The following is a 15114-nucleotide window of genomic DNA, read 5'->3' as shown; positions in this document are numbered from 1 at the left end:
TAAAGAGCAGATAATGATGACAAATACGTAACTTTTCACTAAAGTGGTTAAATCAACAAAGAGTTGCGGTTTATATTGATACGGAAAATCTCGCCGATGGTGAATAATTATCATGAAGGATGCGCCCGATGACAGGCCGTTTTAAGTCACTGACGTGGAAACAAACTAACCTAGTCGTATTTACTGCCCTATTTTTTGCCATTGCCATTTTTATTGTTGAAATCGCTTTAGTCGTCGTATCAACCAAACAACAACTCACGACCACTCAGCAAGAACTCCTTGATTCAGTTGAACAACCTGCAGCAAATGCCGTATGGGCATTAGATGATAATTTAGCCCGTCAAACTTTAGAGGGTGCCATCAAAGTCGAACATGTTGGCTCGGCGGTGATTGAGCTGGACGATGGCTCAATGTTTGTTTCTGTCAGTAATAATAAGCAGAATAACTCACAGACTTTTATCAGTTTAAGTAATAAATTATTTGATGATCTCAAAGAAATTTCTCGCCCTTTGTATAGGCCTTTTTATTTTGAAGGTACCCAACAACAGCAACTCATTGGTACATTAACGGTTTTCTACGATACCCAAGAACTAACAAACACCCTCTTCTCGCAGTTAAGATTTAGTTTTTTTGCCACTCTCGCTCGTGCACTCTTACTCACCTTAGTTCTTTCCGTGGTATTCCATCGCTTCCTGACTCAGCCTATCGCACGCATCAGTGAGGCCATCGATAAGATCGAACCCGACTCACCGGACGAAAATCTCTTACCTATGTCCAACGCACACAAGGATGATGAACTCGGCTTAGTAACCTCAAAATTCAACCAAATTCTTATTCAATTTAGCCAAACCCAGTCCAAACTGCGCAAAATGGCGACCCGAGATCCGCTAACAGGCTTACCGAACCGTACATTATTGCTTGAAACTATCGCAGTCACTATCCAACGCTCGCGAGTACACAAACGCAGCTTTGCATTGATGTTTATCGACTTAGACCGTTTTAAGAATATCAACGATTCCCTTGGCCACGCATTAGGCGATCAATTCCTCGCTCGTATCGCCCGCATTCTCGAACGCTTCGTTGGTGATAAAGGCACAGTTTCCCGCTTAGGTGGCGATGAATTTGTTATTCTGGCCGATACAGTTCACACCCCAGACCAAGCAGCAGATTTTGTAGATAAGCTACTGCTCCAGCTCAATGTCCCGATTCAATTAAATGAACATGCAATTCATCCTGCGGCATCGATTGGGATTTCTATTTATCCCGAAGACGGTAACAGCGCTGAAGATTTGATCCGTCACGCTGACATTGCCATGTACAGCGCGAAAGCTGCAGGCTCGAATCAATGGGCCTTCTTCAAACAACAGATGACTGAGCGAGCAGCAGTTCGTTTACGCACTGAAGCATCTTTACATGATGCATTAAAAAACAATGAATTTTTACTGTATTTCCAACCGAAACTTGATCTGCAAACAGGCAAAGTCATCGCCTGTGAAGCCTTGATCCGTTGGCAAAAAGACGGACGACTCATCAGCCCCATTTCCTTTATTCCCATGGCGGAAGAGACAGGTATCATCATTCCTATAGGTCGTTGGGTGATAGAGCAAAGCTGTAAAGTACTTAGGGAATGGCAGAAAAAATATAACTATGCCATCCCAATTGCAATTAATGTTGCCTCACAGCAATTTGCCGATGCTAGTTTAGTTCCCGATATCAAACAGATGGCATTACGCTATCAAATCCAACCCGAATTACTGGAAATTGAAATCACTGAAACCTCGTTGATGAACGACATTGAACTCGCTATCGCTAAGCTTGAACAATTGAAATCAGCCGGATTTGGTATTGCAGTCGATGACTTTGGCACAGGGTATTCTTCACTCTGTTACCTGCGCCATTTGCCTATCACTACCATGAAAATCGATCGTTGTTTCGTTTCCGATCTACCAGGGGATAGCGCAATTGCATCGACCATTTTAATGTTGGGAAAGCAGTTTAATTTGACCATTGTGGCCGAAGGCATTGAAAATGAGCAGCAATTGGATTGGTTGAAAGAAAATCAGTGCCAAGTCGGCCAAGGTTTCTATTTTAGTCAACCTCTACCCCAAGCAGAATTTGAAGCGCTGTATATAGCAACACAAACAGCAACAATAAGCAGTCTTGATGGTTTACGTGGGGCTTAGGATATTTACATTGGCACTTAAGTTTCGATTCGATGCTTAATCACATCAAGCTAAGCATAACGGACCTAAACATTAGACTGATTTTGACTGTAAATTCTTTATATCTCTCGTTTACACAATAAATATTCTGTTGAATTTTAGACAATAAAAAAGGAGGCTAAGCCTCCTTTTTCACGTTAGTCGACGCGAAATTAACGACGTAGACCTAACTTTTGGATCAGAGCAGTGTAACGTGCTAAATCAGTACGTTTCAGGTAAGCAGTTAACTTACGACGTGAGCTAACCATACGTAACAGACCACGACGTGAGTGGTGATCATGAATGTGCTCTTTGAAGTGATCTTGCAAATGGTTGATTTGCGCAGTTAACAAAGCAACTTGAACTTCAGTTGAACCAGTGTCGTTTTCACAACGGCCAAAATCAGCCAAAATTTTTGCTTTTGCTTCAGGACTTAGTGACATGTATATCTCCAAATAAATAATATGAATCTCTAGCCGATCACTAACTCAGCCAGAGGGCGCGCTATTTTACCCATAAACCCACCCTAGCGCAATAAAAGGCAGGGACTAATGCATCAACTAATTTAATCATTTGTCGATGGATAGCGGGCTAATGCGTTTCTGCAGGTTCGTCATGGATAACAATGAGTCGTTTCGGCGCTAATAAGCCATCTTCGTTCATTGTGCCAATCCCCACAAATCGGCGAATGTCACCTAAAGTGATACGTACCAACTCATCGGTTTTCAATTCTGCATTAACCGGTACCCGAACCACTTGACCTTGCATTAAGTAAGGAGCTATCGCATCCGGCACATTCACCTCTGGGAAATCGGCCACGGCCGTGTCCATAGGCAATAACAGAGGGTCGAGTAATACGCTCGGATCTATCTGTTGTTCATGTGCTTGAGCAACTAGCGCTTCAAGTTGTTCTAAAGTGACCATTCTGGCATAGGGATACTGCGCAACTTGGGTGCGGCGCAGCATAATCACATGGGCGCCACAACCGAGCATCTCACCGAGATCGTCTATGATAGTGCGAATATAAGTGCCCTTAGAACAATGAATGTCTAAGGTCAGCTCATCGCCTTCAAGACCGATGAAATTTAGCTCAAATACCGTAATAGGGCGAGATTCACGCGGCACTTCTATGCCTTCACGGGCATATTTATACAGAGGCTGACCCTGATATTTCAGCGCGGAATACATAGAAGGAACTTGCTGAGTTTCACCACGGAAGAAATCAAGCGCAGTTAATAGCTGCGCCTCGGTAAAATCAATGGCGCGGGTTTGCACCACTTCACCATCGGAATCACTGGTATCTGTCCGTTCGCCAAGCTTTGCCGTGACTAAGTAGCGTTTATCGGCATCCAATAGATGCTGAGAAAACTTAGTCCCTTCGCCTAAGCATACAGGTAACATACCTGTCGCTAACGGATCAAGTGCACCCGTATGCCCAGCTTTATTCGCATTAAAAAAGCGCTTTACCCTTTGCAATGCAAAGTTAGAACTCATGCCAGTGGATTTATCCAGCAGCACTATCCCATCGATAAAACGACCTTTTGGACGACGAGCCATTAATCTTTACCTTCCGTTTCATCTGCGTCATCAGCAATATCATCACCTAAGACTTCATCTTCAACCGATACGTCTTCGCTGCCAAATTGCTGTTGCTTCGCTTTGTCTTGGTTGATCACTTGGCTAACTAAGTTAGACATGCGCATACCTTCAACCAGCGAGCTATCGTAGATAAAACGCAGTTCAGGCATGACACGCAGCTTCATACGACCCGCCACTAAAGTGCGGATATAAGGAGCTGCGCTGATCAAAGCGTTTAGCTTTTCTTGAACGACAGCTTTGTCTTCTTCAAAAAAAGTCACAAACACTTTGGCATAGCTGAGATCGCGAGAGACGTCGACGTCATTCACAGTCACAAAGCCAATACGAGGATCTTTCATGTCGCGCTGTAGCACTTGAGCAAGTTCTTGCTGAAGCTGCTGAGCGATTCGACGAGTACGACTGAATTCTTTTGCCATAATATTTCTTACCATAGCTTAAATTGATAAGGGCGGCTAAAGCCGCCCTTATTATCGTTACAGAGTACGAGCAATCTCGACGGTTTCGAATACTTCGATTTGGTCGCCAACGCGAACATCGTTGTAATTCTTAACGCCAATACCACATTCCATACCATTGCGAACTTCAGCAACGTCGTCTTTAAAGCGACGTAGCGATTCGAGTTCACCTTCGTAGATAACAACGTTATCACGTAGTACGCGAATTGGCGCGCTACGCTTGATGGTACCTTCGGTCACCATACAGCCAGCAATTGCACCCAGCTTAGGTGACTTGAACACATCACGAACTTCAGCCAGACCGATAATTTGTTGTTTGAACACAGGAGACAGCATACCAGTCATCGCTGCACGCACTTCATCAATCAAATTATAGATAACGCTGTAGTAACGTAAATCAACACTTTCACTTTCGATAGTCTTACGGGCTTGTGCATCGGCACGTACGTTAAAGCCAACCATGATAGCGTTAGAGGCAGCCGCTAAGGTTGCATCCGTTTCAGTCAGTGCACCCACACCGCGAGCGATGATGTTCACTTTCACTTCGTCGGTAGACAAACCTGTTAACGAATCAGTAATCGCTTCGAGTGAACCTTGTACGTCTGCTTTAAGAACGATGTTCAGTTCTTTCACTTCGCCGTCTGTCATGTTCGCAAACATGTTTTCTAGCTTAGATTTTTGCTGACGTGCCAGTTTCACATCACGGAACTTACCTTGACGATACAGGGCAACTTCACGAGCTTTACGTTCGTCACGTACGACTGTTGCTTCATCACCTGCAGACGGAACGCCTGACAGACCTAGAATTTCAACAGGAATAGATGGACCCGCTTCAGTGATTGAACGACCGTTTTCGTCTTTCATTGCACGAATTTTACCGTACTCAAGACCACACAGAACGATATCACCTTGGCGCAGCGTACCTTCTTGAACCAGAATCGTAGCCACAGGGCCGCGACCTTTGTCCAATTGTGATTCAATGACCACACCGGCAGCCATACCATCACGTACCGCTTTCAGTTCAAGAACTTCAGCTTGCAGTAAGATACCTTCTAACAGTTCGTCAACGCCTTCACCTGTCTTAGCTGAAACGAAGGCAAACATGTTGTCTCCACCCCAATCTTCAGACATAACACCGTGTTGCGACAATTCGCTCTTAACGCGATCGATATCCGCTTCCGGTTTATCCATCTTGTTCACAGCCACGATTAATGGCACGTTACCAGCTTTAGCATGTTGAATGGCTTCGATTGTTTGCGGCATTACACCGTCATCGGCAGCAACAACTAGCACAACAATATCCGTTGCCTTGGCACCACGGGCACGCATTGCGGTAAACGCGGCGTGACCAGGGGTATCAAGGAAAGTGATCATGCCATTTTCAGTTTCAACATGGTATGCACCGATATGCTGAGTAATACCACCGGCTTCGCCAGCAGCCACTTTAGCGCGGCGAATGTAGTCAAGTAACGAAGTCTTACCGTGGTCAACGTGACCCATGATAGTCACAACTGGTGCACGAGATTCTAGCTTGATGCCATCTTCATCATCACGGTCTTGTAGCACTTGGTGCTCAAGTTCGTTTTCACGGATAAGCACAACTTTGTGACCCATTTCTTCAGCAACTAGCTGGGCAGTCTCTTGATCCAACACTTGGTTGATCGTGACCATAGAACCCATTTTCATCATCTGCTTGATGATTTCAGTCGCTTTCACTGCCATTAAATGCGCAAGTTCAGAAACAGTCACAGTTTCACCGATACGCACATCACGGCTCACTGCTGCCACAGGCTTATTGAAGCCATGCGCCATAGACTCAGGTGCAGTACTGCGGTTACGCATGTGTTTTTCACGGCCGTCACGGGCATCTTTGCCGCCACGTTTTTTCGCGTTGCTCTTGTTACGAGCACGACGTCCGCGTTTTTCTTCATCCAGATCAGAAGTATCTTCAGCAGCACGAGCTACTTTAGATGTCGTGATGTGATGATCACCGTTTTTCTCGGCTTCTAAACGTTGGCGCTCTTCTTCGGCCCAGCGCTTAGAATGTTCTTCAGCGAGTAAGCGAGCAGTTTCTGCCGCTTTAGCCGCTTCTTCGTCTTGCTTACGTTTAGTTGCCGCTTCTTGCGCCGCTTTCAAACGTTCAGCTTCTAGACGAGCCGCTTCTGCTTCTGGTGACATATCTTTAACCACTTTCACTTCGGCTGCTGCTTTAGCTTTCGCCTTGGCTTCTGCTTCCACTTTTGCCTTAGCATCTGCTTCAGCTTTCACTTTTGCTGCCGCAGCAGCTTCTGCTTCGGCCTTTGCTTTTGCCAAAGCTTCTGCTTCGGCTTTCGCTTCTTCTTCAGCCTTCAGAGTAGCCTCATTAGCATCACGCTTAACGAAAGTTCGTGTTTTACGAACTTCAACTTTAACATCTTTAGATTGACCACCATTACCGGCCACACTTAGGGTCGATACGGTTTTACGCTGCAGCGTCATTTTCGTTGGCGCATTTTCGCCACCGTGCTGCTTTTTCAGATAATCCAGTAACTGCTGCTTTTCAGCTTCAGTCACTTTATCAGCTTGGCCTTTCTTAATTCCAGCCTGAGAGAATTGCTCAATCAGACGTTCAACACTTTTACCCACTTCCGTGGCCAATTTCTCTACGGTAGTATCTGCCATCAGTTAAATCCCCCTGTTGATCGACTTATGCTTCTTCGCCAAACCAACAGATATTGCGGGCTGCCATGATGAGCTCACCTGCTTTTTCTTCTGTCAATTCTTCAATTTCGATCAAATCATCAATGCCTTGTTCAGCCAAGTCTTCTAGAGTCACAATACCTTTGCTAGCGAAAACATAGGCTAAGTGTCTTTCAACACCTTCAAGTGCTAGCAACTCTTCACTTGGCTCCACACCATCCAGTGCTTCTTCAGTAGCGAGAGCTCGAGTTGAGATCGCCGCTTTTGCACGTTCACGTAAAGCTTCGACGAGATCTTCGTCAAAACCATCAATCGCCAATAGTTCAGACACAGGCACATAGGCAACTTCTTCGAGCGACGTAAAGCCCTCATCTGCCAGTACTTGTGCAAAATCTTCATCGACATCCAGTGAGTTAACAAATAAATCAACCACCTTGGCACTTTCTGCCTGATGTTTCTTATTCATATCTTCCACTGTCATAACGTTCAGAACCCAACCAGTCAGTTGTGTTGCTAAACGTACGTTCTGGCCATTACGTCCAATGGCTTGTGCCAAACTATCGGCTTCAACAGCGATATCCATAGAATGGTTATCTTCGTCGACTATGATAGAGGCAACATCGGCTGGCGCCATGGCATTGATCACGTATTGTGCTGGATTATCATCCCACAACACGATATCAACACGTTCGCCACCCAGTTCATTCGAAACGGCTTGTACACGCGCACCGCGCATACCCACACACGCACCGATAGGATCGATACGGCGATCATTCGACTTAACGGCGATCTTAGCGCGAGCGCCTGGATCACGAGCTGCGCCCATGATTTCAATCAGTTCGTCAGCAATTTCAGGTACTTCAACACGGAAAAGCTCGATCAGCATTTCAGGTTTAGTACGGCTTAAGAATAACTGTGCGCCGCGAGCTTCTGGACGTACTGAGTACAATAATGCACGTACGCGGTCGCCTGGACGGAAAGATTCACGTGAAATTAAATCTTCACGGAACAACACGCCGTCAGCGTTATTACCTAAGTCAACCACTACGCTTTCGCGAGTTGCTTTTTTGACTATACCAGTGATTAACTCACCTTCTTGATCTTGGAACTGTTCAACCACTTGCGCACGTTCAGCTTCACGTACTTTCTGTACGATCACTTGCTTAGCAGTTTGAGTGGTAATACGGTCAAACACCACTGATTCGATATCGTCTTCGATAAACTCGCCAGGTTGGATGTCTGGATTTTCGTATCGTGCCGCTTCTAACGTGATTTCGCGGTAAGGATTTTCTAACGCTTCACCGTGATCATCAACCACCATCCAACGACGGAAAGTATCATAACCACCGGTTTTACGGTCGATAGCAACACGAACGTCAATATCACCTTCGTATTTTTTCTTGGTTGCTGTGGCCAGAGCAATCTCTAGCGCTTCAAAAATTTTTTCGCGTGGAACGGCCTTTTCATTTGAAACCGCCTCAGCGACTAGCAGAATCTCTTTATTCATCTCGTCTTGCCTCGTTCACCTTGAAACCATCAAAACTTAGCGATTAAGTTGCCTTTGCGGATATTATCCAATGCGACAACTAACTCTTTACCATTCACTTTCAGCGAGAGCATTTGCCCGTCGACTGCAGTGATGGCGCCTTTTAAATTACGACTGCCGTCAACCGGCATAGTCAATTGAAGCTTTACATCCTCGCCTACATAGCCCGCGTACTGCTCAGCAGTAAATAAGGGTCTATCTACGCCTGGCGAAGAAACCTCTAGGGTATATTCTGTAGAAATAGGATCTTCAACATCGAGTACAGCACTGACTTGGCGACTTGCATTGGCACAATCTTCAATATTGATACCATTCTCACCATCAATGAACACTCGCAGTGTGGAATGCTTACCCGCTTGAACATATTCAATGCCCCACAGCTGAAAGCCTAATGCTTCCACAGGTACTTTGAGCATTTCTGCCAGTCTGAATTCTAACGTTGCCAAGATTGACCCCCGAAAAAACAAAAAAGGGCTTAATAGCCCTAGTACAACGCCACATACGAAGCATGCGACAAATTTAAAAGTCCCAGATAACAAAAAACCCCGTAATCACGAGGTCATTAATTTCAAGAACCTGTAAACCATAACGAATTCAAAAACTATTCGTTACTAGGAGCTGGTTGCGGGGGCCGGATTTGAACCGACGACCTTCGGGTTATGAGCCCGACGAGCTACCATGCTGCTCCACCCCGCGTCAACTGTGTGCAAGTATATTGACTATCGTCATTTCTTGCAATAACTAAGAGAGAACTTATCTCGTCTATCTTAGTTATATTTGGTGCCGAGAGCGGGACTTGAACCCGCACGACCGTTAGGTCACAGCCACCTCAAGGCTGCGCGTCTACCAATTTCGCCACCTCGGCGACACCTTTTACTAGTCAGGAATTTTCGTTTCTGACTTTTGGGTTCCTTGCTCAACAGGTTGGGTAACCTGTTCAGTGTCTGAACCTAAATCTTTCCATGAATCTTCATTTTTTGCGTGATTTGCACTTAAGTTACCAATAAGCAGACTTAAAGTGAAAAACGCAATGGCAAGAATCGCCGTACTGCGTGTCAGGAAATTACCTGAACCGCTTGAACCAAAAAGAGTACCTGATGCACCGGCGCCAAAAGAGGCCCCCATGTCAGCTCCCTTACCTTGCTGAATTAATACTAAGCCGATTAGACCTAATGCAACCAACAAGTAAATAACTACTAGAACTTCATACATATTATGCGCTCATCGCTATGGTACACAGACTTAAAAACTCGCTAGAGTTTAAGCTAGCACCGCCAATCAGTCCACCATCAACATCAGGTTGGGCAAATAAATCTGCAGCATTACTCGGTGTCACACTACCACCGTAGAGAATCCTGATATTTTCTCCGATAAACGGAGACACTTCAGAGAGGCGTTTGCGAATAAACGCATGAACTTCTTGTGCCTGCTCTGGTGTAGCACTTTTACCTGTTCCTACAGCCCAAAGCGGCTCGTAGGCGATAATAGCGTTATCAAAAGCCATAGTGCCATTTTTCTGGATCACTATATCCAACTCTTCAGCAATCACCTCAAAGGTGCGTCTTGCTTCACGTGCTGGACCTGACTCACCCACACATAAAATTGGAGTTAAGCCATGCTTTTGTGCAGCGGCGAATTTCTCCGCTACGATATTACTCGTCTCTCCGTACATACGGCGACGTTCTGAATGCCCGATAATTACATATCGACATCCTGAATCTTTGAGCATCTGACCTGAAACTTCTCCGGTATAAGCGCCAAAGTCATGTTGACTTAGGTTTTGTGCGCCCATCCTAACAAGTGAACCGTCTAACGCTTCCTTGTTTGCTTCTAGCAGTTGCCTAACGCTCTCTAGATAGATAGAAGGCGGGCATAAAACCACTTCAGCTGAATCATTTTGGAGCTTAGAGGCAAATTTTTTGAACAACTCTTGTGCTAATGCCGCACTGCCGTTCATCTTCCAATTGCCAGCTACCATAGGACGTCTGAGTGCCATCACTGTCTCCTCTGAAAGCGGCGTGAATAATAGCGAACCACTTATTAAGTTACAATAGCTAAATTCGAATTTTTTCAGATATCAGGTTGGAATGCTTATTTTTTACACGCCAAAGCTGTTTTCTGTTCATTTGTGCAGCTAACACCTTAATTTTAAATTGGTATCAGCCGCACTCATTACAAAATTAGCAAATATTAGCTTGCCGATTTTACCGCATCCGCAATCAAATTTGCGTGCGCCAATACTGCACTATGATCGTCACCTTCAACCATGACACGGATCAAAGGTTCAGTACCTGACTTACGTAATAATACTCGGCCACGCACGCCCAGTTGAGATTCAACCTGTGCCTGCGCCGCTTTAACTTTATCTGACTTAAGAGGGTCGTGCTCGCCTTCAAAGCGCACATTGACTAACACCTGCGGCAACATTTCCATCGCAGAAGTCAGTTCTTCTAGCGTGGCATTCTGACGACGCATAGCCGCTAACACTAAAATCCCCGCAACGATGCCATCACCAGTTGTGCCGTGATCAAGATTGAGGATATGCCCTGAATTTTCACCGCCAATGCGCCAATCGAGTTCTTTAAGTAGTTCCATCACATAACGGTCGCCCACTTTCGAACGCGCAAAGGGGATGTCTAATGCTTGCAAGGCGAGATCAAGCCCAAGGTTTGACATTAACGTACCAACTACACCACCACGTAATACGCCACGGGATTTCGCATCACAGGCCAGAATATATAAAATTTGATCGCCGTCGATCACTTCGCCTTTGCTGTTGACCATCATAATACGGTCACCGTCACCGTCGAGTGCGATGCCTAAATCGGCACTTTCGGCTAGAACGGTTTCACAAATTTTGCCCATGGACGTCGCGCCCACTTTATCATTGATGTTCATCCCGTTGGGTTTATCACCAATGGCAATCACCTCGGCGCCTAACTCACGAAACACAGCTGGCGCTATGTGATAAGTTGCGCCATGGGCACAATCAACCACAATTTTTAGCCCAGTTAACGTGTGTTCTGCAGGAAAATTACCTTTGCAATACTCAATATAACGGCCACGGGCATCTTCAATACGCGATACCTTCCCCAATAGATGCGATTCAACACAAACGAGGGGCTTTTCAAGCTCGGCTTCAATTTCTAGCTCTAGGTTATCGTCTAACTTACTGCCGTCGGTGGAAAAAAACTTAATACCATTATCGTAATACGGATTGTGTGACGCGCTGATCACCACCCCAGCTTCGGCGCGAAACGTGCGCGTCAAATAGGCTACTGCTGGCGTTGGCATAGGTCCCATTAACATCACATTAAGGCCTGCAGCAGAAAGGCCAGCTTCTAATGCTGACTCAAACATATAGCCCGAAATACGGGTATCTTTACCTATAATCACCTTTTTGGTACCACTGCGGGATAACACGCGCCCCGCCGCCCAACCTAACTTAAGCGCGAGCTCAGGCGTCATTTGACCTGAACCGACTTTTCCCCGAATACCGTCAGTTCCAAAAAATTTACGTTCTTTCATATCGCTCCACAAACTCAAATGTGTCCCAATGATTTGGGATCATAATATTAATTAAATGCTTAACGAGAGCATAACGATGCTTAAAAATACGCTTGTGTCGCTTGTAACACCTTGAGCATATCCACAGTTTCAGTAACATCATGCACACGAATGATATGAGCGCCCTTTTGGGCCGCTATCATAGCGCCAGCAAGGCTCCCAGCAAGACGTTCTGAGGTCGGTTTTGCTAAGAGGTTTCCTACCATGCTCTTACGAGACAATCCTATCAATATCGGTAAATCAAACTGGGCAAAACTGTCGAGCTTCGCCAGTAATTCATAGTTATGTTCTAAGCTTTTACCAAAACCAAATCCCGGATCGAGTATTAATAATTCACGGGGGATCCCTGCTCGCAAACAAGCTTCAATCCGCTCAGTTAAAAAGGCAGAAACTTCTTCAATAACATTATGGTAAGTCGGTGCAAATTGCATGATTTTGGGTTCGCCTTGCATATGCATTAAGCATATGGGGACTTGCAACTCTGCAGCAGCTTGAAGCGCACCAGGCTCCATCAGGGCACGCACATCGTTAATCAAATGTGCGCCCGCAGCAACAGCTTGACGCATGACTTCAGGTTTACTGGTATCGACTGAAATCCACACATCATGGTGCGCCGCAACATATTTCACCAACGGGATCACCCGCGCAAGTTCATCGGCTAAGCTCACCTCTGCAGCGCCAGGTCTTGTCGACTCACCGCCAATGTCTATCATTCCCGCGCCTTGAGCCACCATGTCATCGGCATGCTGACAGGCAAGCTCATAGGAAGAATATTGACCACCGTCGGAAAAAGAATCGGGAGTGACATTAAGTATACCCATCACAATGGGCGAAGATAAAGCGAGGCGTTTAGTGCCAGCAATCAGTTCAAACACGCATTTACTCCTGTAATACGAACACTTACGATTTTACTCACTGGCATAACTTGCGTCATTAATTTCAAGCCTTCATTTTCTATCCGAAAAGACCAATGTCAGAAGATAAATATCAATTGTGGCAGAGAGTATTAATGACAGCGCAGTCAAATTGCTACAAGGTAAAACAAGAAAACCCCTTTACGGGGTTTTCTTTAGTTTCACAACACATTACTTAGCTGGAGATTCATCAGGATCTTTCAGTTCTGGCTCAGCAGGGGCAGTCACACTGTCTTCAGCTTTCGCTGCTGGTTCACCATGACCATTGCCTTTATCGTTAGAACCACTGTCATCCACTTGCCAATCAGCAGGCTGACGCACTTCACGACGTTTCATTAAATCGTCAATTTGAAGTGAATCAATGGTTTCATACTTCATTAAAGCTTCTTTCATTGAGTGCAGAATATCGAGGTTATCCGTCAATATCTGTCTCGCTCTAGCGTAGTTTTTGTCGATAAAGACTTTTACTTCAGCATCGATAATAGTTGCAGTTTCATCGGACATCGCTTTGGCTTTACCCATGCTGCGACCTAAGAAGACTTCACCATCTTCTTCTGCATACAGCAATGGACCTAACTTGTCCGAGAAGCCCCACTGAGTCACCATGTTACGCGCAATAGATGTTGCATATTTGATGTCCTGTGATGCGCCAGTCGACACTTTCTCATTACCGTAGATAAGCTCTTCTGCTAAACGACCACCGTAGGCGACCGAAATTTGGCTTTCTAACTTACGACGGCTCTGGCTCACTGAGTCAGCTTCAGGTAAGAAGAAAGTCACACCTAAGGCACGGCCGCGAGGAATGATAGTCACCTTGTGCACAGGATCGTGCTCTGGTACTAAACAACCCACAATCGCATGGCCTGCTTCATGGTAAGCGGTCATTTCTTTTTCGGCTTCAGACATCACCATAGAACGGCGCTCAGCACCCATCATGATTTTATCTTTTGCACGCTCAAATTCTTCCATGCCTACAACTCGGCGATTTCCGCGAGCCGCAAACAGGGCAGCTTCGTTCACTAAGTTAGCTAAATCAGCACCCGAGAAACCTGGCGTACCACGGGCAATCACGCTTGCTTTCACATCTTCAGAAAGCGGTACTTTACGCATATGCACTTTCAAAATCTGCTCACGACCGCGCACGTCTGGTAAACCAACGACCACTTGACGGTCAAAACGACCCGGACGTAATAACGCAGAATCGAGTACGTCTGGACGGTTAGTTGCCGCGATAACAATAACGCCTTCATTACCTTCGAAGCCATCCATCTCAACCAGCATTTGGTTCAGTGTTTGCTCACGTTCATCATGACCACCACCTAAACCCGCGCCACGTTGACGACCGACAGCATCGATTTCATCGATGAAGATAATACAAGGTGCCGACTTTTTCGCTTGTTCAAACATGTCACGCACACGGGATGCACCGACACCAACAAACATTTCCACGAAATCAGAACCTGAAATAGTGAAGAAAGGGACTTTAGATTCACCCGCAATGGCTTTCGCCAGCAAGGTTTTACCTGTACCTGGAGGACCCACCATCAGTACGCCCGTTGGAATTCGGCCGCCCAATTTTTGGAATTTAGTTGGGTCACGCAGGTAATCAACCAGCTCTTTCACTTCTTCTTTTGCTTCGTCACAACCAGCAACATCGGCAAAAGTAGTTTTAATCTGATCTTCGCTCATCAGCTTGGCTTTGCTCTTACCAAAGGACATAGCGCCTTTGCCACCGCCGCCTTGCATCTGGCGCATGAAGAAAATCCATACCCCGATAAGCAATAACATCGGGAACCAAGAGATGAAGATTTGGGTAAGGAACCCTGACTCTTCGGCTTCTTGGCCCTTCATAGTGATGCCTTTACGATCAAGATCATTAATTAAATCTTGGTCATATAACGGCATGATAGTAGTGAATTTTTCACCAGTTCGTTTAGCACCTTCAATAGTACGTTGGTCGCTCTTAACTTCAACAGTTGCGACCTGTCCATCACGGACATTATCTAAGAAGGTAGAATAATCCATCTTCTGCGATGACGAAGAAGAGGGGGAGTAACCCTGAAACACTGACATCAGCACAACGGCGATGACAACCCAGAGTATTAGATTTTTTGCCATGTCACTCAAATTACTAGACCTCATTAAGTCTTGCG

General features: G+C 45.6%; 12 protein-coding genes and 2 tRNA genes. 1 reads left to right on the top strand and 13 read right to left on the bottom strand.

The window, feature by feature from the left end:
* Positions 1–128: 128 nt before the first annotated feature.
* On the top strand, positions 129–2183 hold the full coding sequence (locus tag L5M38_RS09890; protein WP_263178964.1) for a putative bifunctional diguanylate cyclase/phosphodiesterase: 2055 nt from the start codon (positions 129–131) through the stop codon (positions 2181–2183).
* A 191-nt stretch (positions 2184–2374) separates the two neighbouring features.
* On the opposite strand, the gene rpsO is transcribed toward L5M38_RS09890, so the two are convergent.
* The 13 genes from rpsO to ftsH all read right to left on the bottom strand — a co-directional run bounded on the left by rpsO (position 2375) and on the right by ftsH (position 15103).
* The gene (gene rpsO / locus L5M38_RS09885; RefSeq protein ID WP_028761447.1) at positions 2375–2644 is read right to left on the bottom strand and encodes a 30S ribosomal protein S15; all 270 of its coding nucleotides are present in this window, start codon (positions 2642–2644) and stop codon (positions 2375–2377) included.
* A gap of 148 nt (positions 2645–2792) precedes the next feature.
* Positions 2793–3758 (bottom strand): tRNA pseudouridine(55) synthase TruB, encoded by a 966-nt coding sequence (truB, locus tag L5M38_RS09880; protein ID WP_263178963.1) that lies wholly within the window; start codon positions 3756–3758, stop codon positions 2793–2795.
* Positions 3758–4216, bottom strand: coding sequence for a 30S ribosome-binding factor RbfA (rbfA, locus tag L5M38_RS09875; RefSeq protein ID WP_263167003.1), 459 nt, complete (start codon positions 4214–4216; stop codon positions 3758–3760). The genes truB and rbfA overlap by 1 nt, the downstream gene beginning before the upstream one ends.
* 57 nt (positions 4217–4273) lie before the next feature.
* On the bottom strand, positions 4274–6916 hold the full coding sequence (gene infB, locus L5M38_RS09870; RefSeq protein ID WP_105251699.1) for a translation initiation factor IF-2: 2643 nt from the start codon (positions 6914–6916) through the stop codon (positions 4274–4276).
* A gap of 25 nt (positions 6917–6941) precedes the next feature.
* Positions 6942–8441, bottom strand: coding sequence for a transcription termination factor NusA (gene nusA, locus L5M38_RS09865; RefSeq protein WP_263167002.1), 1500 nt, complete (start codon positions 8439–8441; stop codon positions 6942–6944).
* A 29-nt stretch (positions 8442–8470) separates the two neighbouring features.
* Positions 8471–8926, bottom strand: a complete 456-nt coding sequence (rimP, locus tag L5M38_RS09860; protein WP_006082718.1) for a ribosome maturation factor RimP — start codon at positions 8924–8926, stop codon at positions 8471–8473.
* A gap of 173 nt (positions 8927–9099) precedes the next feature.
* Positions 9100–9176: transfer RNA gene (locus L5M38_RS09855), tRNA-Met, on the bottom strand.
* An 82-nt stretch (positions 9177–9258) separates the two neighbouring features.
* Positions 9259–9345, bottom strand: a tRNA-Leu gene (locus L5M38_RS09850).
* An 11-nt stretch (positions 9346–9356) separates the two neighbouring features.
* The gene (gene secG / locus L5M38_RS09845) at positions 9357–9692 is read right to left on the bottom strand and encodes a preprotein translocase subunit SecG (protein ID WP_028761453.1); all 336 of its coding nucleotides are present in this window, start codon (positions 9690–9692) and stop codon (positions 9357–9359) included.
* Position 9693: 1 nt separating this feature from the next.
* Entirely contained in the window at positions 9694–10476 is a 783-nt protein-coding gene (gene tpiA, locus L5M38_RS09840) for a triose-phosphate isomerase (RefSeq protein ID WP_006082720.1), read from the bottom strand.
* Between the two features lie 194 nt (positions 10477–10670).
* Positions 10671–12008 (bottom strand): phosphoglucosamine mutase, encoded by a 1338-nt coding sequence (gene glmM / locus L5M38_RS09835; RefSeq protein WP_028761454.1) that lies wholly within the window; start codon positions 12006–12008, stop codon positions 10671–10673.
* A gap of 80 nt (positions 12009–12088) precedes the next feature.
* Positions 12089–12922 carry a dihydropteroate synthase gene (folP, locus tag L5M38_RS09830; RefSeq protein ID WP_263167000.1) on the bottom strand — a complete coding sequence of 278 codons (834 nt, stop codon included), beginning with the start codon at positions 12920–12922 and terminating at the stop codon, positions 12089–12091.
* Between the two features lie 210 nt (positions 12923–13132).
* On the bottom strand, positions 13133–15103 hold the full coding sequence (gene ftsH / locus L5M38_RS09825; protein ID WP_263178962.1) for an ATP-dependent zinc metalloprotease FtsH: 1971 nt from the start codon (positions 15101–15103) through the stop codon (positions 13133–13135).
* Positions 15104–15114 lie beyond the last annotated feature (11 nt).

The sequence above is a fragment of the Shewanella sp. SM101 genome (assembly GCF_025654465.1).
Classification (GTDB): Bacteria; Pseudomonadota; Gammaproteobacteria; order Enterobacterales; family Shewanellaceae; genus Shewanella; species Shewanella oncorhynchi.
This window is presented reverse-complemented; position numbering and strand designations above follow the sequence as displayed.

Coding starts and splice junctions, on each gene's coding strand:
- L5M38_RS09890 (WP_263178964.1), top strand. CDS start 129: ATGACAGGCCGTTTTAAGTCACTGACGTGGAAACAAACTAACCTAGTC.
- rpsO (WP_028761447.1), bottom strand. CDS start 2,644: ATGTCACTAAGTCCTGAAGCAAAAGCAAAAATTTTGGCTGATTTTGGC.
- truB (WP_263178963.1), bottom strand. CDS start 3,758: ATGGCTCGTCGTCCAAAAGGTCGTTTTATCGATGGGATAGTGCTGCTG.
- rbfA (WP_263167003.1), bottom strand. CDS start 4,216: ATGGCAAAAGAATTCAGTCGTACTCGTCGAATCGCTCAGCAGCTTCAG.
- infB (WP_105251699.1), bottom strand. CDS start 6,916: ATGGCAGATACTACCGTAGAGAAATTGGCCACGGAAGTGGGTAAAAGT.
- nusA (WP_263167002.1), bottom strand. CDS start 8,441: ATGAATAAAGAGATTCTGCTAGTCGCTGAGGCGGTTTCAAATGAAAAG.
- secG (WP_028761453.1), bottom strand. CDS start 9,692: ATGTATGAAGTTCTAGTAGTTATTTACTTGTTGGTTGCATTAGGTCTA.
- tpiA (WP_006082720.1), bottom strand. CDS start 10,476: ATGGCACTCAGACGTCCTATGGTAGCTGGCAATTGGAAGATGAACGGC.
- glmM (WP_028761454.1), bottom strand. CDS start 12,008: ATGAAAGAACGTAAATTTTTTGGAACTGACGGTATTCGGGGAAAAGTC.
- ftsH (WP_263178962.1), bottom strand. CDS start 15,103: ATGAGGTCTAGTAATTTGAGTGACATGGCAAAAAATCTAATACTCTGG.